Source organism: Streptomyces armeniacus (assembly GCF_003355155.1).
In the GTDB taxonomy this organism is placed as follows: Bacteria; Actinomycetota; Actinomycetes; order Streptomycetales; family Streptomycetaceae; genus Streptomyces; species Streptomyces armeniacus.
The window spans coordinates 4,380,386-4,401,371 of the sequence record NZ_CP031320.1; the positions used below are offsets into that span (position 1 = coordinate 4,380,386).

Sequence of the window (20,986 nt, forward strand, 5' to 3'; positions counted from 1 at the left end):
GGGTGCGGGCACGTCAGCCGCCCGACTGGCCCGCCGACATGATCGCCTTCAGGATCACCTCGTGGATCTCCGCGGGATCGCTGACCTGGTACGAGGAGCCGCCGGTCGCCTCGGCGATCTCCCGGCACGCCGCCTCGTCGGCGTCCGGGCCGACCGCGATGGCGATCAGCGGGATGGGCCGCTCGGTGCCGGCCAGCTGGCGGAGCTTCTTGACCAGTTCGGCGCGGGACACGCTGCCCGGGTCCTCGTTGGCGCCGTCGGTCAGCACCACCAGGGCGTTGAACCGGCCCTCGGCGTACGTGTCCCGCGCGTCCTTGTACGCCGCCAGCGCCGTGTCGTACAGCCCGGTCGCGCCGCCCTCGATCGGCTCCAGGGAGCCGAACGCGGCGGTGAGCCGTTCGCGCTGCGTGCCCCCGTCGTCCGTACGCTCGCCGAGGCGCTGGGCGGGCACCAGCTTGCGGTAGTCGCGGTCGCCGTCCAGCCGGACGGCGAAGTCCCACAGGCCGATCTCGTCGTCGTCGGTGAACTGCGAAAGGGCCTGCAGCAGCGACGACTTGGTGACCGTCATACGGCTCTGCCCCTGGCTGTCCGGGACCGGCGCGGACATCGACGCGGACGCGTCCACGACGGTGGTCAGCCGCGCGCTCTGCACGGTGACCGTCCACATGCCCAGCACCGCGTTGAGCTCCTCGGTCTTCGGCGGGTCGGCGGGCGGCTCGCCGTAGGGCTGCGGGTCGCGGCTGCCCGCCGTACGGGCCAGGGTGTCGTCGGCCTGCCCGTGTCCCGTACGGAAGCCGTGGTCCCGCAGGACCCGCCGGCCCGAGTCGCTGCCGAGCAGGGTCTGGAAGCGGGTGGCGGCGCGGGTCTTGGCGGTGCCGAGGTTCTCGGCGTCGAGCACGGTGTACGGGTAGTCGAGCACGGCCGTGGAGTCCCCGGGGGAGAACAGCCGGAGGTCGGGGGCGTTCTCCTGGCCGGTGTTGTGGGCGTACGCGGCCTGTTCGGAGAGGAGCAGCGCCTGGTTGCGCTGAGGGTTGCCCGTCTCGGCGCCGGAGGCGTCGCGGGGGAGGGTGGCGAGCACCTGCGGGTCGCCGGGGGCGGTGCGTTCGGAGAGGAGCTTGGCGGTGGCGGCGGTCCGTATGTCGGCGTCGTCGCCCTTGCCTTTCCCGCCGCCGTCCTTGCCGCCCGCCGTCGACCGCTGGATGTGCGCGAGGGAGAGCAGGCCCGTGGCGCTGCGGGCCGGGTCGGCGCTGCCGACGCGCAGGGCGTCCTTCTCGGTGGCGGCGGCGAGCTCGGCCCAGCTGTAGGTCTTTTCCGGCCAGCCGAGCTTCTTCGCCGCGTCCGGCACGGCGGCGAGGACAAGCGGCGAGGAGGCGACGCTTCCGGTGCTCTCCAGGGGGAGCGCCTTCCCGGAGGAGGCCGCGCGGCTCACCCACAGCGCGGAGTCCGGCAGCCAGACGTCGTATCCGGCGTCGGAGCCGCTGCCGAGGGTGCCGGCCATCTCGGCACCCGTACGGTCGCTGACCCTGATATCCAGGCACTGCCCGTCGGAGGTGGTGTGGTTCTCGCGGGCGCGGTCCGCGACCGTACGCAGCGCGGGCGCGACGGACGGCTCGGCCGCGACCTTCAGCCGTACCGTGTCCCCCTCGCAGGGCTCGTCGAAGGGCAGCAGCCCGCTGCGCGCGGCGACCGCCGTTCCGGCGCCGAGTGCGAGGACGACGGCGGTGGTGACGAGCAGCGTGCGGCGGCGCTTGCGGCGGCGCGGCGCGCCGGACGGCCCGGACGGCGGCAGCGCGGGAGCGGCCCCCGCGGAGTACGGATCGGGGTCATCCGGCAAGCTGTGACGTCCCATGGCGTGCGCGCCTCTCTTCGAAGCCTTCTCGGGTCACATCGGAGGGAGGGGCGGCACACCTGTCGGCTGGCGCTCGGCCCCCGGCCTGTCGCGAGCGATCTTCGTACGTGCAGTCGAGACCCTAGCGTTGCGGGAGACCTGATGAGGCGGGATTGCGGAACTGGAGGCATCTGTGCATGCGGAGGCGAGTGACGCCGCACCCTCTTCGTACGGGGACGGGCCGGCCCGTACGACTCTGCGCCGGGAGACGTTGCTCGTGCTGGCGCTCTCGCTCGGCGCGAGCGCGCTGTCGTCGCTGATCAGCTTCACCGGCTCGCTGACCGAGCCGGGCGGGCTGGCCGACCAGGCCGCCGAGCTGAACACCTCGCGCGCGCCCGACCGGCCGTGGCTGGATCTCGCCTGGCAGCTGTTCGGGATCGCCACCGCCCTGGTGCCGGTGGCGCTGGTGGCCCACCTGCTGACCCGCGAGGGCGCGGGCGGGCTGCGCGCCGTGGGCTTCGACCGGCGGCGCCCGGGCTTCGACGCGACCCGCGGCCTCGGCGTCGCGGCGGCCATCGGCGGCACGGGGCTGCTGCTCTACCTCGGCGCACGCGCCGCCGGGTTCAGCCTCACGATCGTGCCGGAGAACCTGCCCGACGTGTGGTGGAAGATCCCCGTCCTGATCCTCTCCGCGGTGCAGAACTCCGTACTGGAGGAGGTGATCGTCGTCGGCTATCTGCTGCGCAGGCTGGACCAGACCGGCTGGACCGCGATGGGCGCCCTGGCTGCGAGCGCCGTGCTGCGCGGCACGTACCACCTCTACCAGGGCATCGGCGGGTTCCTCGGGAACATGGCGATGGGCGTGATCTTCGTGCTGCTGTACCGCCGCTGGGGGCGGGTCGGGCCGCTCGTCGCGGCGCACGCGTTCATCGACATCGTGGCGTTCGTCGGGTACGCGCTGCTCGCCGGGAAGGTGAGCTGGCTGCCCACGGCCTGAGCCCGGGCCGTGGGCGGTGCCCGGAACACGCCCTCGCGGGAATCGGCCCGCTCGCTCCCCGCCGTCCGGAGGGGGATCGCGAGCGGGCCTTGTCGTAACCGTGTTTCCGATATATCGTTGACCCATCACGACAGGTTCCCGAGGTAAGGAAGCGAACCATGCACGCACAAGGACACGAACACTGCCGGAGTCAGTGGGGCCCCCAGGGACGGGGCGCGGAAGGCCGGCGCTCGGCCTTCGGGCCGTTCGGGCCGCCGTTCGGCGACGGACCGCCCTTCGGTGGCCGGGGCCGCGGACGCGGCGGGCCGCGCGGACGGGCGCGCCGGGGTGACGTACGCGCGTCGATCCTCGCGCTGCTCAAGGACCGCTCGATGCACGGCTACGAGATGATCCAGGAGATCGCCGAGCGCAGCGGCGGCACGTGGAAGCCGAGCCCCGGCTCGGTGTACCCGACGCTCCAGCTGCTCGAGGACGAGGGCCTCATCACGAGCGCGAGCGAGGGCGGCAAGAAGCTGTTCTCGCTGACCGAGGCGGGCCGTACGGAGGCCGAGTCCGGCCCGGAGGCCCCCTGGGAGGAAGCCGGCCGCGGCGTCGACTGGGAGGCGATGAACGAGATCCGCAAGGCCGGCGGCGGCCTCATCGAGGCGTTCAAGCAGGTGTGGTCGACGGGCACGCCGGAGCAGCGCGAGAAGGCGCTCGGCGTGGTCAACGAGGCCCGCAAGAAGCTGTATCTGATCCTCGCGGAGGAGGACCGCGACTGAGCGCCCCCGTGTGCCGTCACGGGTCCGCCACCGGCTGCCATATCTCCGCGGCGTCGAACCAGTCGAGCGCGCGCGGGCAGCGTAAGTCGTCGTGGCAGTGGAAGGCCGCCCAGAACAGGTCGCCCGGTATCGCGTCGGGCGGCGCGTACACCCGGTACACGTACTGCCGCCCGTCGGCCCCGAGCAGCGCCACCATCCAGCAGTCGAGGACGGGTTCGGCGGGCGTGGCCATCGGTCTCCTCGGCCGGGGGCGGTAACGGGCGGCTGGTGCGGGGCTGTTGCCCAAGTGTGTACGACCGGGGGCGGTCAGGGTCATTTCTCGTCCTCAAGGAGGAGGCGGCCCGTACGCGCGCACAACTCCGGTGTGACGGGCATATGCCTCCGCGGCCGGATGTCCCGGAACGACCGTTGTGGTCGAGTGGTCCCGTGCAGAGTCGTACGGTGTCCAAGCGGCCGGTGGGCCGGTCATCCGAGGACTGGTTCAGCGGTGAACTGGCCTCGGCGGTCGCCAGTGCCCGGCGCCGCGCGTCGCGTGACGCGGACCGGCAGGTCGACACGGCGCACTTGCTGCACAGCCTGCTCGAATGCGACCCCGGCGTCTGGGAGTTGCTGGGGGGCGACGGCCCGCGGGCCGGCCGGCTCCTCGGCTATCTGGTGCAGCGCAGCATCGGCTACGGACTGCGCTGGCAGGGCTCGGTGGAGGACTCCGGCGCGCTCCCCGCCGTACCCGAAGCGGGCATTACCGGCTGGTCGCCGTCCGCGGCCGCCGCGCTGGAACGCGCGCTGCGGCGCGCACGCGACCGCGGTGCCGTACGGGTCGAGGGGCGGGACCTGCTGGCCGCACTGGCCGAGGACGGCGCGTGCCGGGCCGTCGAGGTGCTGGTACGGGCCGGCGCAGCGGAGGCCGACGTGGCGGCGCTCGCGGCCCACGACCGCGACAGGTGTGAACGGGGTGACACTCCTGTCGGAGCTTGACATGATGTGCCGATGCACGCCACGTCGACCTCCGCTGCGCCGGCCCGGCGCCTCGGACTCACCATCGCCCTCGTCTCCGCCTTCGCCTTCGGCGGCTCCGGACCCGCGGCCAAGCCGCTGATCGAGGCGGGCCTGGAACCGCTGCACGTCACCTGGCTGCGGGTCGCGGGCGCGGCCCTCGTCACACTGCCGCTGGCCTGGCGGCACCGCGGCCTGCTACGCCAACGGCCGGGCCTCCTCGTGGGGTTCGGACTGTTGGCCGTCGCGGGCGTGCAGGCGTGCTACTTCGCGGCGATCTCCCGTATCCCGGTCGGGGTGGCGCTCCTCATCGAGTACCTGGCGCCCGCCCTCGTCCTCGGCTGGGTGCACTTCGTGCAGCGCCGGCCGGTGACCCGGGCCGCCGCGGTCGGCGTGACGCTGGCGGTCGGCGGACTGGCGTGCGTCGTCGAGGTGTGGACGGGCATGGCGTTCGACCCCGTCGGGCTGCTCCTCGCGCTCGGCGCGGCCTGCTGCCAGGTCGGCTACTTCGTGCTGTCGGACCACGGCAGCGACGGGAAGGGCGGCCGCGAGGTGCCGGACCCGCTCGGCGTGATCGCGTACGGACTGCTGGTCGGCGCCGTGGTGCTGACGGTGGTCGCGCGCCCCTGGACGATGGACTGGTCGGTGCTCGGCGAGGACGCGTACATGGACGGCACCGCGGTGCCCGGACTCGCCCTGCTGGCCTGGATCGTGCTCGTCGCGACGGTGGCCGCGTACCTGACCGGGGTGGTGTCCGTACGCAGGCTCTCGCCGCAGGTCGCCGGCGTGGTCGCCTGCCTCGAGGCGGTCATTGCCACCGGCCTGGCGTGGGTGCTGCTGGGCGAGCACCTGTCCGCGCCGCAGATCGCGGGTGGGGCCATCGTGCTGGCGGGCGCGTTCATCGCGCAGAGCTCCGCGCCGAGGCCCGCCGCGGCGGAGCCGGTGGCGGCCGGGGCCGGCGCGGCGGAGGGTTTGCCGGTGGGGAAGAGCGCCTCGTAGGGTGACGCTCATGTATTCGGCAGTGCTGTCACCGCCCGCCGCGTAGGGCGGGCAGCTGAGGAAAGACCGCGCAGCGGGACGTCGCGTCTCCGCCGCCGCGTCGGTCGTCGCCGCCCGCAGACGGGATCAACGACCGATTCCTGACTGCGCGGAGCACACACGTGTCGAATACCGTCCTTCCCGTTTCCCCCGGCCTGCCCGTGGGCCGGGGACTGTTCTGTCTCGCCGTCGCCGGAGCCGCCTGGGGCACCGCCGGAGCGGCGGCGTCACTCGTCTACCGGTCCAGCGACCTCGGGCCCGTCGCCCTCTCCTTCTGGCGCTACGCGGGCGGGCTGGCGCTGCTGCTCGCGGTGGCCGCCGTACGGCGTGGGCGCCGCCCGTCCTCCTGTGAGCCGGCCGGCCGGCGCCCGCACCGCGCCGTCCAGGTGCTGGCCACCGGACTCGGCCTGACCCTCTTCCAGACGGCCTACTTCGCCGCCGTACAGCACACCGGGCTCGCCGTCGCCACCGTCGTCGCGCTCGGCGCCGGACCCGTCGTCATCGCCCTGGGCGCCCGGCTCACCATGGGCGAACGGCTCGGCCGCGCCGGCCTCGCCGCCGTGACCGGCGCGCTCGCCGGGCTGCTCGTGCTGTTCGCGGGCGGGGGAGGAGGCACCGTACGCCCGCTGGGCGTCGCCCTCGCGCTGCTGTCCGCGGCCGGCTACGCGGCCGTCACGCTCCTCACCCGCTGGACCGGCCGGAACGGCGGCGGAGGCGACGCCTTCACCACCACCGTATGGGCGTTCGGCATCGGCGCCGTCTGCCTGCTGCCGCTCGGCGCCGCCGAGGGACTGCTGCCGCACACCGCCGACCCGGCGCGGGTCGCACTGCTGCTTGCCTACGTGGCGGCGGTGCCGAGTGCGCTCGCGTACGCGCTGTACTTCGCGGGCGCCGCGGTCGTACGGGCCGCCACCGTCTCGGTCATCATGCTGATCGAGCCGGTCAGCGCGGCCGTGATCGCGGTGCTCCTGCTCGGCGAACGGCTCACGGCGGCGACCGTCGCGGGCACGCTGCTCCTGCTGGCCGCGGCGGGCGGCCTGGCCCTGGCCGAGGCCCGTCTCGCGGCGGCGCGGCGGGCGGCGGCAGCGACCGCCTGAGGCGACTCCGTACGGGAGCGCATCTACGTCCGTACGGAAGCGCTTCTGCGTCCGTAGCGAAGCGTCTGTGCGGTCCGTACGGAAGCATCCGTGCGGATGCGTTTTTCCGGACGCGCCATACGGGACAGCGTGCGCCGGGTGCGGGCGTGCGGGCGGAACCGCCGCGCCCGCACCCGGCGTTCAGCCCACCCGGCGCAGGTACTCCGGCAGCGACGTGCCCGGCGCCAGGTCGTCGGCCGGCACCGGCTCGCCGTACGCGCGGGACACCGGGACCACGCCCGTCCAGTACGGCAGCGGGACGTCCTCCGGGTCGTCACTGGGGCCGCCGGAGCGGATCTTGGCGGACACCTCGTTCAGATCGAGCGCGATCACCGCCGTGGCCGCCAGCTCCTTGGGGTCGGCGGGCCGGCAGTCGGCGGCGCGCCCCGGCAGGACGTTGTCCACCAGTGCGTCGAGCGCGGCGACGCGTTCGTCGCGGTCGGTGACCTGGCGCGCGGTGCCCTGCACCACCACCGAGCGGTAGTTGAGGGAGTGGTGGAAGGCGGTGCGGGCCAGGACCAGACCGTCGACGTGGGTGACGGTGAGGCACACGGGCATCCCGGGACCGCCGTCGTCCGGGCTGCCCGGCCGGCCCTCGCCGTCCTCGCCGTCCTGGCCGTCCGAACCGGTCCGTCCTGCCGCGCCGTTGGGCTGCCCGGCGGCGCGCAGCGGCTGGGAACCGGTGGAGCCGTGCGCGTACAGGCGCTCGCCGACGCGGGCGTAGAGCGTCGGCAGCACGACGGGGCGGCCGTCGCGGACGAAGCCGAGGTGGCAGACGTATTCCTGGTCGAGTATCGAGTGCACCACCTCCCGGTCGTACGACGCCCGGTCGGGCTTGCGGGTGGGCGTCGTGTGCTCGCTGCGGGGGTAGCTGCCGGTGGCGGCGGGCGGCGCGGGGGTCACGGCTGTCTCCTTTGCCTGTCTGCGTCGGCGGGCGACTTGCTGTTCTGTGCTGCGACGCTGTCTTGCGGTTCATATTGCACTAGTGCATAATCTTCTTTGTGCTAGGAGAATACAGGATCGAGGGGCGGCGCGCAGTCGATATCGCGGCCAGCGTCGAGCACGGCGTCGGCTCCGGCGAGCTGGTGCCGGGGCAGTCGCTGCCGCCCATGCGGGACCTCGCCGCGGAGCTGGGCGTCAACCCGAACACCGTCGCCGCCGCGTACCGCACGCTGCGCGAGCGCGGCGTGATCGAGACCGCGGGCCGGCGCGGCAGCAGGGTCCGTGCGCGCCCCGCCACCACGCCGCGCGAGGAGATCCGCGTCGAGCCGCCGCCCGGCGTACGCGACATCTCCACGGGCAACCCCGACCCCCGGCTGCTGCCCCCGCTGGACGGGGCGCTGGCCGCCGCCGCGGCACGCGCCGCACGGCAGCCCGTGCTGTACGGCGCCTCCGACGTCACGCCCGAACTGGCCGACGCGGCACGGCAAGCGCTCGCCGCCGACGGCGTCCCCGGCGGCCCGGTCGCCGTCACCTCCGGCGCGCTCGACGCCATCGAACGCGTCCTGGCGGCACATCTCAGGCCCGGCGACCCGGTGGCCGTGGAGGACCCCGGCTGGGGCAGCCTGCTCGACCTCGTTCCCGCGCTCGGGCTGCGGCCCGTCCCCGTCGCCCTCGACGACGAGGGGCCGCTGCCCGACGCGGCCGAACGCGCGCTGCGGGAGGGTGCGCGGGCGTTCGTCGTCACCAGCCGCGCCCAGAACCCGACCGGCGCCGCGGTCACCGCCGGCCGCGCCGCCGCGCTCCGTGCGGTGCTCGCCGCGCATCCGGAGGCGCTGCTCATCGAGGACGACCACGGGCACGGCATCACGTCGCTGCCGCTGCACCCGCTGGCGGCCGGCGGCGGCGACGGGCACTGGGCGCTGGTGCGTTCCACCGCCAAGGCGTACGGGCCCGACCTGCGGCTCGCCGTCCTCACCGGCGACCAGGTCACCGTGGACCGCGTACGCGGCAGGCAGCGGCTCGGGCCCGGCTGGGTCAGCCGCCTGCTGCAGGACGCGGTGGTGCACCTGTGGCGGACGGACACGGTGGACGGGGCGGCGGTGTCCGCGGCGTACGGCGAGCGGCGCGACGCCCTCGTACGGGAGCTGGCCGCGCGCGGTGTGGCCGCGTACGGCCGCAGCGGCATGAACGTGTGGGTGCCGGTGCCGGACGAGACCGGCGCGGTCGCCCGGCTGCTGCACGCGGGCTGGGCGGTCGCGCCCGGCGCGCGGTTCCGGCTCGGCTCGGCGCAGGGGATGCGGCTGACGGTGTCGCTGGTGTCCGCGTCCGAGGCCGGCACGCTGGCCGCCGACGTCGCGGCGGCGCTGCGCCCGGCCCGGGCACGCCGCTACGCCTGACAGCCGGGCGGCTGACGGCTGGGCGGCCGGTGGCCTCGCCCTACGGCTTCTCGCGCTCCGTACGGGGGCGCCGGCGCGGCCCGCTCTGCGTCAGCGCGGCACCCAGCAGCACGACGGCGGCGCCCACGGGCGCGTTCCAGGTGAGCCGCTCGCCGAGCAGCGCGACGCCCGCGACGGTCGCGATGACCGGGATGAAGTACGTCACCATCTGCGCGGTCGTCGGCCCGACTTCGGCCACCAGCCCGTACTGCAGCAGGAACGCCAGTCCGGTGCCCAGCGCGCCCAGCGCCACCACGGCCAGCAGCGGGCCCGTGGCGAACGAGTCCGGGACGGAGGTGAACAGCGGCAGTACGACGGCCAGTTGCGCGGTGCCCAGCAGCAACTGCCCGCTGGACATGGACATGTGGGAGTGCGGGCTGCCGGCCAGCGTCCGCCGTACGTACATCCAGCCCACCGCGTAGCTCGCCGCGGCGATCAGCGCCATGCACGTGCCCGCCGGATCCTGCCCCGAGAAGCCCTGCCACGCGCCGAGGACGGTCAGCACCCCGGCGAAGCCGATCGCCATGCCCGCCACGCGGCGGCGCGTCGGCCGGTCCTCGGACAGGGCCACGAGCGAGAGCAGCATGGCGAACAGCGGGGAGGTGGCGTTGATGATGCCCGCGAGCGTGGACGGGATGGTCAGCTCGGCGTAGGCGAACAGCGAGTACGGCAGGACGTTGAGCAGGAACGCCGACACCGCGAGGTGCCCCCACAGCCGCCCGCCCCGCGGCAGCCGCTCGCGCTTCAGGGCGAGCACGGCGAGCAGCACCAGCGCCCCGAACAGCAGGCGGCCGAACGACACGTGCAGCGGCGCGTACGCCTCCGTGCCGAGCTTGATGAGCAGGAAGCTGAAGCCCCACACCAGGGACAGCACCCCGAACCGTACGCGCCAGTCCAGCGCGGGCCGCGCGCGGTCCGTACGGAAGGGGAGCGGGGCGGAACCCCGAACGGAACCGGAAGTGGAAGGGGAGTCGGCGGCGGACGAGGTCCGTGTGACGGCGGGCATGCGTCCACCGTGTCGTTCACGAAAGATTAGCGCAAGCGAGAATTGCTTTGCCTCATGGCGTAGCATTGCTTACATGTTGAGCCTTGACCGTCTGCGCGTCCTGCACGCGATCTCCAGCCACGGCTCGGTGGGCGCCGCGGCCGAAGCACTGCACGTCACGACCTCCGCGGTGTCCCAGCAGATGGCGAAGCTCGAGCGGGAGACCGGGCAGCCGCTGCTCGCCAAGAACGGCCGCGGGGTCCGGCTGACCGACGCGGGCCGCCTGCTCGCGGGGCACGCCGAACGCATGCTGTCGCAGCTCGAACTCGCCCACGCCGAGCTGGAGGCGCACCGCGGCCAGGCCGTCGGCGAACTCCTCCTGGGCGCCTTCCCGACCGCCGCCCGCGGGCTGTTCCCCGCCGCGCTGGCGGCCCTGCGCCGCGACCACCCGCAGCTGCGCGCCCGGCTGTCGGAGATGGAACCGGACGAGTCCGTGGGGCGCCTGGTGCGCGGCGACATCGACCTCGCCGTCGTCCTGGACTGGCACAACCGGCCGCTGTCGCTGCCCGGCGGCCTCGCCAAGGCGCCGCTGCACGACGACATCGCCGATGTCGCGATGCCCGCCACGCACCGGCTCGCGGACCGCCGCGAGGTCGCGCTGGGCGACTTCGCCGACGACGAGTGGGTCTCCTGGCCGGAGGGCGAGTTCTGCCACGACTGGCTCATGTTCACGCTGCGCAGCGACGGCATCGAGCCGCGGCTCTCGCACATGGCCGAGGAGCACCACACGCAGCTGGCACTGGTGGCCGAGGGCCTCGGTGTCGCCGTCGCCCCGCGGCTCGGCCGCGGGCCGGTGCCCGAGGGCGTCGTGGTGGTGCCCGTACGGCACACGATGCGGCGGCACATCTACGCGATCTGGCGCGCGGACGCCGACCGGCGCCCGTCGATCCGGGCCGCCGTGGGCGCGCTCCAGCGCGCCGCCGCGGACATCCGCGGCTGACGGCGGCGCGGGCCGGCTCCGTGGCGGCGGTCCCGCAACGGCCTCCGGCCCGCGGCCCGTCTGTACGCCGACTCGACTGCCCGTACGTCAGCCCGGCTTCCCGTACGTCCGTCGGTCTGCCCGTACGTCAGCCCGTCTGCCAGCCCGTCTGTCAGGCGAGCTTGATGCTGTCGCCCTCGACCGTCACGTTGACCTCCGGCAGCGCCTTCGTCGCCGGTCCCTGCGTGACGGCGCCGTCCTTGGCGTCGAACTTGCTGCCGTGGCAGGCGCAGCCGATGCTGCCGTCCGACACCGAGCTGACCACGCAGCCCTTGTGCGTGCAGACCGCCGAGAACGCCTTGTACTCGCCCGCGCTGGGCTGCGTGACGACCACCTTCTCGGACTTGAAGATCTTGCCCCCGCCCTCCGGGATCTCGGAGGCACTGCCCAGCTCCTTGCCCTTGCTCTCACCGGCCCCCGGGCTCTTCTCGCCTCCGTCGGCGCCGGTGTCGCCGGTGCCCCCGGAGTCCTCCGAGTCGCCGCACGCGGCGAGCGTGGTGGCGAGCGGGACGGTGCCGGCGGCGGCGAGCACGGTACGGCGGGAGGTGAACTGTTCGGTCATGGCGGCGCTCCCTGTCTGGTCACGAACGGTCCCACCTTCTTACGCAACGGAACGCCGCCGCGTTCAACGACACAGCGCGTTCCGCAGGAAACGCAGTTCGTACGTCAGCAGCCGCTCCGCCGCCACCTCGTCGCGCACCATGTGCGACGCGCCGGGCAGCGGCAGCACGGTGTGCTCGCGGCCGGCCGCGAGCAGGGCGGCGGAGAACCGCAGGGTGTGCGCGAACGCCACGTTGTCGTCCGCGAGTCCGTGCACCAGCAGGAGCGGGCGGCGCAGGGTGTGCGCCTCGCCGACGAGGGAGCTGCGCGCGTAGTTCTCCGGCTCCTCCTCGGGGTGGCCGAGGTAGCGCTCCTTCCAGTGCGTGTCGTACAGCCGCTGGTCGGTGGGCGGCGCGCCCGCGACGGCGGCGTGGAACACCTCCGGGTGGCGCATGACGGCGGCCGCGGCGAGCGCCCCGCTGAACGACCAGCCGCGGATGCCCACCCGTCCGGCGTCGAGCCACGGGCGGTCGGCGGCCACCGTCCGCAGGGCGTCGATCTGGTCCTCCAGCACGGGCGTCAGCTGGTCGCCGCGGATCGTCTTCTCCCATCGCGGGCCGCGCCCCGGAGTGCCGCGCCCGTCGGTGACGAGCACCGCGAACCCCTGCTCCGCGAACCACTGCGCCAGGCACGTCTGCGCCAGCCGGGCCCGTACGGCCAGCTGGATCCCGGGCCCGCTGTACGGGCTGAGAAGCACCGGCAGCGGCTCGCTCCCCGGCGCGCCCGGCTCGTACCAGGACGGCGTGAACAGCGTGCTGCGCAGCTCCCGTTCGCCGAGCGACAGCAGCTCCGGACGCGGCCGTACGCACGGCTCCTCAACCAGCGGTTCGACCGTCCCCACCGGCACGCCGTCCCGCAGCACCGTCACCCGCTGCCCGTCCGGGCCGAGCGCGTCCAGTACGACCGTGCCGCCGCCGTACGCCGCCCCGTGGATCCCCGGCGCCTCGCTCAGCCGTACGCAGCCGGTGTCCCGGGCGTAGCGCCACACGTGCCGCTCGGCGGGGTCGTCGCTCGCGGTGAACAGCACGGCGTCGCCGTCCGTGCCGAGCACGTCCCTCAGCTGCAGCCCCGCCGGGGTGACCGCGTCGCTGCCGACGCGCAGCCCGCGGGTGTCGCCGCTCTCGTACGGGTCGACCAGCGCGCCCGACGCCGTACGGCACGGGGTGCCCGGCACGAGCTCCACCCAGTGCTTGTCGCGCTGTTCGGCGAGCGTCCGGGTTGCCCCGCTGTCCGGGTCGACGGCGAGCACCCGCAGCGCCTGCTGGTCCCGGCTCTGCACGGCGGCGAGCGGGCCGTGGGCGTCCCAGCCCGCGGCGGGGACGTACTCGAAGGCGCCGTGGTCCCAGTCCACTTCGGTGCGCCCCCCGTCCAGCCGGAACACGTGCAGCGAGACGTCGGCGTTGGGCGTGCCGGCGGCCGGGTAGCGCAGCACGCGCGGCGGCAGGTGCGGCTGGGACGGGTCGGTGAGGTAGCGGCGCGCCACGCGAGACGTGTCGACGCGCGCGACGAGCAGCGCGGACGAGTCCGGCGCCCACCAGAAGCCCCGCATGCGGCCCATCGACTCGGCGGAGACGTAGTCGGTGAGCCCGTACGTCACCTCGCCGTCCTCCGGTGCCGCCAGCTCCCGGTCGCCGCTGCCGTCCGGGGCGACGACACGGAGCGCGCCGCCGGTGACGTACGCGATGAGCCGCCCGTCGGGGGAGGGCCGCGGATCGAGCACCGGGCCGTGCGCGGGCACCGGGAACGGGGCGGCCTCGTGCTCGCGGGTGCGCACCGCCCACAGCGCGCCGCCGAGCGCGAAGACGGCGAGTTCGGCGGCGGCGTCCGTCGCGTACGCGGTGAGCCCGGCGGACTGCTCCCGGACCCGTTCGCGGCGGGCCTGCTCCCGCGCGCTGGGCGTGCCCGTGACGACGCCGAGGGTGCGCGGGTCGGCGAGCAGCCGCTCGCCGCCGTCCTTCCACTGCCACAGCCGGCCCACCGGGTCGCTGCCGCTCACCGTACGGACGAACAGCACCCGTTCGCCGTCCGGTGACACCGTCAGATCGCGCACCTCGCCGAGGGAGAAGCGGCGGGTGCGCGCGTACTGGCGGGGGAAGTCGGGGGCGCGGAGGGTGTGGGGGGCGTCGTTGTCCGTATGCATGGCGAGACTGTCGCATCCGCCGCGTGACCACGGAAGGATGCCGTCTAACCTGGCGGAATGCTCCCTGAAGTCACCGCGACCCGCTACGTCACCCCGCTGCGGGAGGGCGGCTCGCTCCCCGGGCTCCTCGAGGCTGACGATCTCGGGACGTACGTCACCAAGTTCGCCGGCGCCGGGCAGGGCCGCAAGACGCTCGTCGCCGAGGCGATCTGCGGCCGCCTCGCGCAGCGCCTCGGCCTGCGGGTGCCGGAGCTGGTGGGGGTCCAACTCGATCCGGTCATCGGCCTGAGCGAGCCGGACGAGGAGGTGCAGGAGCTGCTGAAGGCGAGCGGCGGCCTCAACCTGGGCATGGACTTCCTGCCCGGCTCGATCGGCTTCGACCCGCTCGCGTACGAGGTGAGCGCCGAAGAGGCCGGGCGTGTCGTCTGGTTCGACGCGCTGGTGAACAACGTCGACCGGTCCTGGCGCAACCCCAACCTGCTGGTGTGGCACGGCGACCTGTGGCTCATCGACCACGGCGCCGCCATGATCTGGCACCACAACTGGCCCACCGCCCAGGCCGCGGCGGGCCGCCCGTACGACGCCTCCGACCACGCCCTCGCCCCCTTCGCGCCCGACCTCGCGGCCGCCGCCCGCGAACTGGCCCCGAGGGTCACCGCGGAACTCCTCGCGGAGTGCGCAGCCGACGTGCCCGACGAGTGGCTGCTCGACGAGCCCGGCTTCGCGGCACCGGACGCGCTGCGCGCCGCGTACGTGGAGGTGCTGACGGCCCGTGCGGACGGGCTCCACGAACGCGTCACCATCGGCCCGCCCAGCCCGGACCGGCCGTCGCAGGCGCCCGGCTGGCTCACGGGCGGCTCCGGACGCCCGCTGCCGGGCGGCCGCGCCGGGCGCGAGGGAGGCGGTGCGCGGTGAAACGCGAGGTCTTCGAGTACGCGCTGCTGCACGTTGTCCCGCGCGTGGAGCGCGGTGAGCGGATCAACGCGGGGGTCGTGCTGTACTGCCGCGCGCACTCGTTCGTCACCGCCCGCACGCACCTGGACGAGGATCGGCTGCGGGCGCTCGACCCGGCGGCCGACGTGGCGGGCGTACGCGCCGCGCTGCACGCCGCGGAGTGCGTCTGCCGGGGCGGCGACGCGGCGGGGCAGGCGGCGGGTGACGACGCGGGACGGCGCTTCCGGTGGCTGATCGCGCCCCGGAGCACGGTCGTACAGCCCGGCCCCGTGCACACGGGGCTCACCGCCGACCCGGCTGCGGAGGCCGAACGGCTGCTGGACCTGCTGGTGCGCTGAGCGCGGGCGTACGGTGCTGTCCTGCGCCGGTGCGGACGCCGGCGCTCAGCGCATCCCGTACGGGCACCCGCGCCCGTACGCCGTTGACCAGGGCACCCGTTGACACGGAGTGCCCGGCCTTCTAGCGTCACGCATGCGAACCTACTAAGCGGTTGCTCATCATTGACAGGGCGAGGAGAACAGCATGTCCAGCACCGAGCAGCGCGTCGCGATCGTCACCGGCGCGGCCCGAGGGATCGGCGCGGCCACCGCCGTACGGCTGGCGGCCGAGGGCCGTACGGTCGCCGTGCTCGACCTCGACGAGGCGGCCTGCAAGGAGACCGTCGAGCAGATCACCGCGGCGGGCGGCACCGCGGCCGCTTTCGGCTGCGACGTGTCCGACTCGGCCCAGGCCGAAGCGGCCGTCGAGCGGGTCGCGGCGGAGCTCGGCGCGCCGACCGTCCTCGTGAACAACGCGGGCGTGCTCCGCGACAACCTGCTGTTCAAGATGAGCGATTCGGACTGGGACACGGTCATGAACGTCCATCTGCGCGGCGCCTTCCTGATGACCCGCGCCTGCCAGTCGCACATGGTCGACGCGGGCTGGGGCCGCGTCGTGAACCTGTCGTCCAGCTCCGCGCTCGGCAACCGCGGGCAGGTCAACTACGCGGCGGCGAAGGCCGGCATGCAGGGCTTCACCAAGACGCTCGCCAAGGAGCTCGGCAAGTTCGGCATCACCGCGAACGCCGTCGCCCCCGGCTTCATCGCCACGGACATGACGGCGGCCACCGCCGAGCGCGTCGGCATGGGATTCGAGGACTTCCAGGCGGCGGCCGCCTCCCAGATCCCCGTACAGCGCGTCGGCAGGCCCGAGGACGTCGCCAACGCCATCGCCTTCTTCACCGGCGACGCCGCGGGCTTCGTGTCGGGCCAGGTCATCTACGTGGCCGGCGGACCGCTCAACTGACGAGCGTGCGCGCGCCGCCGGCACCGGCGGCACGGCCACCGTACGGACGCGCATGTGGAATCGGGCACGGAACGGAAGCGGAGCGGCATGGCAGAGCAGCGGGACACCGGAGAGGTCGCCCTCGTCACGGGCGGCAGCCGCGGCATCGGATACGGCATCGCGGAGGCCCTGGTTGCCAGGGGCGACCGGGTCTGCGTCACCGGGCGGAACGAGGACGCGCTGAAGGAAGCGGTGGAGCGGCTGGGCGCCGACCGCGCGATGTACGTGGTCGGGAAGGCGCATGACGAGGCGCACCAGGCGGCCGCGGTCGAGCGCGTGATGGAGGCGTACGGCCGGATCGACCACCTGGTCAACAACGCGGGCACGAACCCGGTGTTCGGCCCCATGGCGGAGTTGGACCTCGGCGTCGCGCGCAAGGTGTTCGAGACGAACGTGATCTCCGCGCTCGGCTTCGCGCAGCGTACGTGGGCGGCCTGGCAGCGGGACAACGGCGGCTCCATCGTCAACATCGCGTCCATCGCCGGGCTGAACGCCTCGCCGTTCGTCGGCGCGTACGGCATGAGCAAGGCCGCGATGGTCAACCTCTCGCAGCAGCTGGCGCACGAGTTCGCGCCTGTCGTACGCGTCAACGCGCTGGCGCCGGCCGTCGTCAAGACGAAGTTCGCCGTCGCCCTGTACGAGGGCCGCGAGGAGGAGGCCGCCGCGCGCTACCCGATGGGGCGGCTGGGCGCTCCGGACGACATCGGCGGCGTGGTCGCGTTCCTCACCTCCGGGGAGGCGGGCTGGATCACCGGACAGACATTGGTGGTCGACGGCGGGTTGTTCCTCAATGCCGGAGTCTGATAATCCGGTATCGAATAACGGACAGCAGTGAGTACGGCCCCGGTGGCTGTCCCCCGTGGACGGGCACCGGGGTTGCATTGCGGGAAAGAAAATGGCCGTACCAAACAGTTGATCTGTGCATGCTACTTGGCCGGATGCTGCGGTATGGTCACTCTCGCCTCCGGCCAGCGGGTCCGCGTGTGGCACCACCCCTCTACGGGACAAGTGGGTGCAGAAGAGCGCAAACAACCGGCCGACGGGCGACTCCCTCACGCATCGCATCCGCACTGGTGGCCCCGCCGACCGAGGAGCTCGTAAGTGTTCGACCGGAACGGACCCCTGAAAACGACTGTCGCCGTGCTCATAGCGGTACTGCTCGCCGGCTGCGGCGTGCTGCCCGGCGGTGACGACGAGGAGGACGAGCCCCTGGTGGTCGGCACGACCAGCGCGCCCAGCGTGCTGGACCCGGCCGCGGCCTGGGACGGTTCCTGGGAGCTGTTCCGGAATATCTACCAGACGCTGATGCACTTTCCGAACTCGAGCAGTTCTCCGGAACCCGACGCCGCGAAGCGCTGCCAGTTCACCGACTCCGCGAGCCGCGTCTACCGGTGCACTCTCCGTGAGGGGATAAAATTCTCCAACGGGAACGCGCTGGATGCCAAGGCGGTCAAGTTCTCCTTCGAGCGGATCCTGAAAATCGACGCGGACACCGGCCCGGCCGCTCTGCTGGGCAGCCTGGACCGGGTCGAGACACCCGACGAGAGCACGGTCGTCTTCCACTTGAAGAAGTCCGACGCGACCTTCCCGTTCATCCTCGCCACCCCGGCCACCGCGCTCGTCGACCCCGAGGTCTACCCGGCGGACAGCCTGCTGAAGGGCACGAAGATCGTCGGTTCCGGCCCGTACGAGCTGGAGAGCTACAAGGAGCGCCGCGAGTCCGTCCTCGCGAAGAACGCGAACTACCAGGGCGCGGCCAAGATCAAGAACGACGGCGTCACGATCCGCTACTTCAAGGATTCCGAGCCGATGGTGAAGGCGCTCAAGGGCGGCGACATCGACCTGACGCTCCGCGGTCTGACCCCCGCTCAGGTGACGGACCTGCGGAAGGCCGGAGCCGAGGGCGCCGACAACATCGACCTGAGCGAGATGACCGGCACGGAGATCCGCTACCTCGTCTTCAACCCGAAGTTCGACGCCGCCGGCAAGCCCGCCGTACGCAGGGCGATCGCGCAGCTCATCGACCGCAAGGCGCTGGTGCGCAACGTCTACGAGCGGACCGCGGAGCCGCTCTACTCGATGGTCCCCGCCGGCATCACCGGGCACACGAACGCGTACTACGACGAGTACGGCGAGCCCAGCAAGTCGAAGGCGGAGGAGACGCTGAAGTCGGCGGGCATCGACGAGAAGGTCTCCCTCACCCTCTGGTACCCCACCGACCGGTACGGCGCCACGACCCAGGGCGAGTTCAAGGAGATCGAGCGGCAGCTCGAGGACTCCGGACTGTTCGACATCACCGTCAAGGGCCGGCAGTGGAACGAGTTCCAGGCGGGCTACGCCAAGGGCGAGTACCCGGTGTTCGGCCGGGGCTGGTTCCCCGACTTCCCGGACGCGGACAACTACGTCTCGCCGTTCGTCGGCGAGAACAACGCGATGAGCACCCCGTACGAGAACACCCGGCTCACCGAGGACCTGCTGCCGCAGTCCCGCAAGGAGAGCGACCGTGGGGTGGCGGGGCGCGCGTTCACCAGTGCGCAGAAGATCCTCGCGGAGGACGCCAGGCTGCTGCCGCTGTGGCAGGGCAAGGTGTTCCTGGCCGCCCGGAAGGACGTCGCGGGCGTCGAGTGGTGCCTCGACCCGTCGATCATCATGAAGATGTGGGAGCTGAGCCGGAAGTCCAGCTGGTAGCAGCCGGTTGCACGGGGTGCGGCGGGCCTGGCGGAGGGCCGGATTCCGCCGGTCTCGGCGGCCGGGTTGTCAGTGGCCACCGGTACGTTCGGGCAGTGCAGAACGAAGCAACGAGCCCGCACATACCGGAGGTTGAGGCGTGAACGGCATGCTGCCCGAGTCCTGGCAGGACGTCCTCGGCGAAGAGCTGGAGAAGCCGTACTTCAAGGAGCTCGCCGAGTTCGTCGAGGAGGAACGGGCGCGCGGTCCGGTCTACCCGCCTCGCGAGGAGGTCTTCGCCGCCCTCGACGCCACCCCGTACGACGAGGTCAAGGTGCTGGTCCTGGGCCAGGATCCGTACCACGGGGAGGGGCAGGGCCACGGCCTGTGCTTCTCCGTGCGGCCCGGCGTGCGGACGCCGCCGTCGCTCCGGAACATCTACAAGGAGCTGCGGGACGACCTCGGCCACCCCGTGCCCGACAACGGCTATCTGATGCCGTGGGCCCGGCAGGGCGTGCTGCTGCTCAACGCCGTGCTGACGGTGCGGGCCGGCGAGGCCAACTCGCACAAGGGCAAGGGCTGGGAGACCTTCACCGACGCCGTGATCCGGGCGGTCGCGGACCGCGCCGACCCCGCGGTGTTCGTGCTCTGGGGGGCGTACGCGCGCAAGAAGCTGCCGCTCATCGACACCGGACGGCACACGGTGGTGCAGGGCGCGCACCCGTCGCCGCTGTCCGCGAAGAAGTTCTTCGGGTCGCGGCCGTTCAGCCAGATCGACCACGCGGTGGCCGAGCACGGGCACACGCCCGTCGACTGGCGCATTCCCGACCTCGGGAGCTGAGCTCCGGGAGCCGGGCCGCGGGTCCCGGGGGCCGTGTGCGGAGCGCGGTTGTCAGTGCCACCGGCTAGCGTCGGAAGGACCGGGGTGCGAAGTCCGTACGCCGTCCGTACGCGCAGCCAGGACCAGGAGGAGCCGGTGGCGGAGCAGCAGCGGGAGACGTCCGGGGACGAGGGCGCTCTGATGACCCGTATCGGTCAGGCGATCATCCTGCACCGCGGTGGCGACCGCGAGGAGGCACGCAACCGCTTCGCGCGGCTGTGGGAGGAGGCCGGCGAGGACGAGGCGGCGCTGTTCCACCGCTGCACCATCGCGCACTACATGGCGGACACCCAGGACCACCCCGCCGACGAGCTGGAGTGGGACCGCCGGGCGCTGGCAGCCGCCGACGCGCTGTCGGGGGAGCGGGTGGCGTGGGGGCGGCACGAGCTGGCGGTGCGGGCGCTCTATCCCTCCCTCCACCTCAACCTCGCGGCCGACCACGTGAAGCTCCACGACACCCGCGCCGCGCGCCGCGAGCTGCTCCTGGCGCGCGGCACCGCGGCGGAGCTGGCGCACGACGACTACGGACAGGGCATCAGAGCCGCCATCGACCGGCTGGAGCTGCGCCTCGCCGGAATGGACCAGAGGCCGTAGGCGGAAGGGTGCCCGGCGGCGTAGGGGGAGCCGCGGCGGACCGGGCCGGCCGCCGGACGGGACCCGCGGCGGTCAGCGGCCGTACGCGCCGCGGCAGATGCGGGCCTGGGTGCTGTCCGGGTCCCAGCGGCCGTAGCGCTCGCCGAGGTCGCACACGCCGGGCCCCGGACCGCCGCCCCCGCCGCGTGCGGGCTGGGCGGCCGGCCCGGGCCGCGGGCCCTGCGGCCGCCCCGGTGGCCGCTCGGGCGCCCGGTCGGGGGCCCGGCCTTCCGGCGCGTCACGGGCGGGAGCCGGCGCGGCACCCGCTGCCGGGGCCGCGGGCGTACGGGTGCCGGGCGCGGGTGCGTGCTCCGGCCCGCCGGACGGCGTCCGTGCGGCGGGAGAAGCGGCCCGGGACCGCGCCGGCTCGGGCCGGGACAGGCCCTCGCGCGGCAGCGGCGGCCGTACGGTCCGGGCGGCGGCGCCGTCCACCGGAGGCGCGCCCGGGGCGTGCCCAGGTCCGCGTACGCCGTCCGGTTCCGGCCGTCCGGAGGCCGTCACGCAGCCCGACAGGACCGACACGGCGAGACCCGTCAGCAGCAGCGCCTCCGTCATCCGTCGCACCCGGGCAACTCTGCTGCCCGGCACGTCCCCGGGGACAGTCCCCGCAGGAGTGAACTCCCGTGCGCGGGGC

Annotated in this window: 21 protein-coding genes; 14 read left to right on the plus strand and 7 right to left on the minus strand. The window is 73.6% G+C overall.

Translation table 11 applies throughout. The annotated features are described in order from the left end of the window. Window positions 1–13: 13 nt before the first annotated feature. A complete protein-coding gene (locus tag DVA86_RS18950; RefSeq protein ID WP_208879874.1) occupies window positions 14–1,849 on the minus strand; it encodes a substrate-binding domain-containing protein in 1,836 nt (611 codons plus the stop codon). A 172-nt stretch (window positions 1,850–2,021) separates the two neighbouring features. Between DVA86_RS18950 and DVA86_RS18955 the strand changes: the two genes are divergently transcribed. Beyond that, complete coding sequence (locus DVA86_RS18955) at window positions 2,022–2,825, plus strand: CPBP family intramembrane glutamic endopeptidase (RefSeq protein ID WP_425470868.1); 804 nt, start codon at window positions 2,022–2,024, stop codon at window positions 2,823–2,825. Between the two features lie 158 nt (window positions 2,826–2,983). Beyond that, window positions 2,984–3,586: a PadR family transcriptional regulator gene (locus tag DVA86_RS18960; RefSeq protein ID WP_208879876.1), complete on the plus strand. Its 603-nt coding sequence runs from the start codon at window positions 2,984–2,986 to the stop codon at window positions 3,584–3,586. A gap of 16 nt (window positions 3,587–3,602) precedes the next feature. Here DVA86_RS18960 and DVA86_RS18965 read toward each other — a convergent pair whose 3' ends face one another. Beyond that, entirely contained in the window at window positions 3,603–3,818 is a 216-nt protein-coding gene (locus tag DVA86_RS18965) for a hypothetical protein (protein WP_245996777.1), read from the minus strand. Between the two features lie 143 nt (window positions 3,819–3,961). Between DVA86_RS18965 and DVA86_RS18970 the strand changes: the two genes are divergently transcribed. The 3 genes from DVA86_RS18970 (at window position 3,962) to DVA86_RS18980 (ending at window position 6,714) form a co-directional block, all read left to right on the plus strand. Further along, complete coding sequence (locus DVA86_RS18970) at window positions 3,962–4,561, plus strand: peptidase (protein WP_245996780.1); 600 nt, start codon at window positions 3,962–3,964, stop codon at window positions 4,559–4,561. Between the two features lie 12 nt (window positions 4,562–4,573). Then, the gene (locus DVA86_RS18975) at window positions 4,574–5,578 is read left to right on the plus strand and encodes an EamA family transporter (protein ID WP_208879879.1); all 1,005 of its coding nucleotides are present in this window, start codon (window positions 4,574–4,576) and stop codon (window positions 5,576–5,578) included. A 161-nt stretch (window positions 5,579–5,739) separates the two neighbouring features. Beyond that, window positions 5,740–6,714, plus strand: a complete 975-nt coding sequence (locus DVA86_RS18980) for a DMT family transporter (protein ID WP_245996782.1) — start codon at window positions 5,740–5,742, stop codon at window positions 6,712–6,714. Between the two features lie 180 nt (window positions 6,715–6,894). Here the strand turns inward: DVA86_RS18980 and DVA86_RS18985 are convergent, their stop codons facing one another. Next, window positions 6,895–7,656: a pyridoxamine 5'-phosphate oxidase family protein gene (locus DVA86_RS18985; RefSeq protein WP_208879880.1), complete on the minus strand. Its 762-nt coding sequence runs from the start codon at window positions 7,654–7,656 to the stop codon at window positions 6,895–6,897. A 98-nt stretch (window positions 7,657–7,754) separates the two neighbouring features. Here DVA86_RS18985 and DVA86_RS18990 point away from each other — a divergent pair, with 98 nt between their 5' ends. Then, entirely contained in the window at window positions 7,755–9,092 is a 1,338-nt protein-coding gene (locus tag DVA86_RS18990) for an aminotransferase class I/II-fold pyridoxal phosphate-dependent enzyme (protein ID WP_208879882.1), read from the plus strand. Between the two features lie 40 nt (window positions 9,093–9,132). Here DVA86_RS18990 and DVA86_RS18995 read toward each other — a convergent pair whose 3' ends face one another. After that, on the minus strand, window positions 9,133–10,137 hold the full coding sequence (locus DVA86_RS18995) for a DMT family transporter (protein WP_208879884.1): 1,005 nt from the start codon (window positions 10,135–10,137) through the stop codon (window positions 9,133–9,135). Window positions 10,138–10,210: 73 nt separating this feature from the next. Between DVA86_RS18995 and DVA86_RS19000 the strand changes: the two genes are divergently transcribed. Continuing rightward, a complete protein-coding gene (locus DVA86_RS19000; RefSeq protein ID WP_208879886.1) occupies window positions 10,211–11,116 on the plus strand; it encodes a LysR family transcriptional regulator in 906 nt (301 codons plus the stop codon). A gap of 151 nt (window positions 11,117–11,267) precedes the next feature. Here the strand turns inward: DVA86_RS19000 and DVA86_RS19005 are convergent, their stop codons facing one another. Then, window positions 11,268–11,717: a Rieske (2Fe-2S) protein gene (locus tag DVA86_RS19005; RefSeq protein ID WP_208879887.1), complete on the minus strand. Its 450-nt coding sequence runs from the start codon at window positions 11,715–11,717 to the stop codon at window positions 11,268–11,270. Between the two features lie 63 nt (window positions 11,718–11,780). Continuing rightward, on the minus strand, window positions 11,781–13,895 hold the full coding sequence (locus DVA86_RS19010; RefSeq protein ID WP_208879888.1) for a S9 family peptidase: 2,115 nt from the start codon (window positions 13,893–13,895) through the stop codon (window positions 11,781–11,783). A gap of 57 nt (window positions 13,896–13,952) precedes the next feature. Between DVA86_RS19010 and DVA86_RS19015 the strand changes: the two genes are divergently transcribed. The 7 genes from DVA86_RS19015 (at window position 13,953) to DVA86_RS19045 (ending at window position 20,313) form a co-directional block, all read left to right on the plus strand. Next, window positions 13,953–14,810, plus strand: a complete 858-nt coding sequence (locus tag DVA86_RS19015; RefSeq protein ID WP_208879889.1) for a HipA family kinase — start codon at window positions 13,953–13,955, stop codon at window positions 14,808–14,810. Then, complete coding sequence (locus DVA86_RS19020) at window positions 14,807–15,187, plus strand: DUF3037 domain-containing protein (protein WP_208879890.1); 381 nt, start codon at window positions 14,807–14,809, stop codon at window positions 15,185–15,187. Before DVA86_RS19015 ends, DVA86_RS19020 begins: the two co-directional genes overlap by 4 nt. 184 nt (window positions 15,188–15,371) lie before the next feature. Beyond that, window positions 15,372–16,133: a 3-oxoacyl-ACP reductase FabG gene (gene fabG, locus DVA86_RS19025; RefSeq protein WP_208879891.1), complete on the plus strand. Its 762-nt coding sequence runs from the start codon at window positions 15,372–15,374 to the stop codon at window positions 16,131–16,133. Window positions 16,134–16,220: 87 nt separating this feature from the next. Continuing rightward, window positions 16,221–16,976, plus strand: a complete 756-nt coding sequence (locus DVA86_RS19030; protein ID WP_208879892.1) for an SDR family oxidoreductase — start codon at window positions 16,221–16,223, stop codon at window positions 16,974–16,976. Window positions 16,977–17,273: 297 nt separating this feature from the next. Further along, complete coding sequence (locus tag DVA86_RS19035; protein WP_208879893.1) at window positions 17,274–18,860, plus strand: ABC transporter substrate-binding protein; 1,587 nt, start codon at window positions 17,274–17,276, stop codon at window positions 18,858–18,860. A 148-nt stretch (window positions 18,861–19,008) separates the two neighbouring features. Continuing rightward, complete coding sequence (ung, locus tag DVA86_RS19040; protein ID WP_208884887.1) at window positions 19,009–19,680, plus strand: uracil-DNA glycosylase; 672 nt, start codon at window positions 19,009–19,011, stop codon at window positions 19,678–19,680. A 180-nt stretch (window positions 19,681–19,860) separates the two neighbouring features. Beyond that, window positions 19,861–20,313: a hypothetical protein gene (locus tag DVA86_RS19045; protein WP_208884889.1), complete on the plus strand. Its 453-nt coding sequence runs from the start codon at window positions 19,861–19,863 to the stop codon at window positions 20,311–20,313. 72 nt (window positions 20,314–20,385) lie between these two features. Here DVA86_RS19045 and DVA86_RS19050 read toward each other — a convergent pair whose 3' ends face one another. Next, window positions 20,386–20,916 carry a hypothetical protein gene (locus DVA86_RS19050; RefSeq protein WP_208879895.1) on the minus strand — a complete coding sequence of 177 codons (531 nt, stop codon included), beginning with the start codon at window positions 20,914–20,916 and terminating at the stop codon, window positions 20,386–20,388. Between the last annotated feature and the right edge of the window lie 70 nt (window positions 20,917–20,986).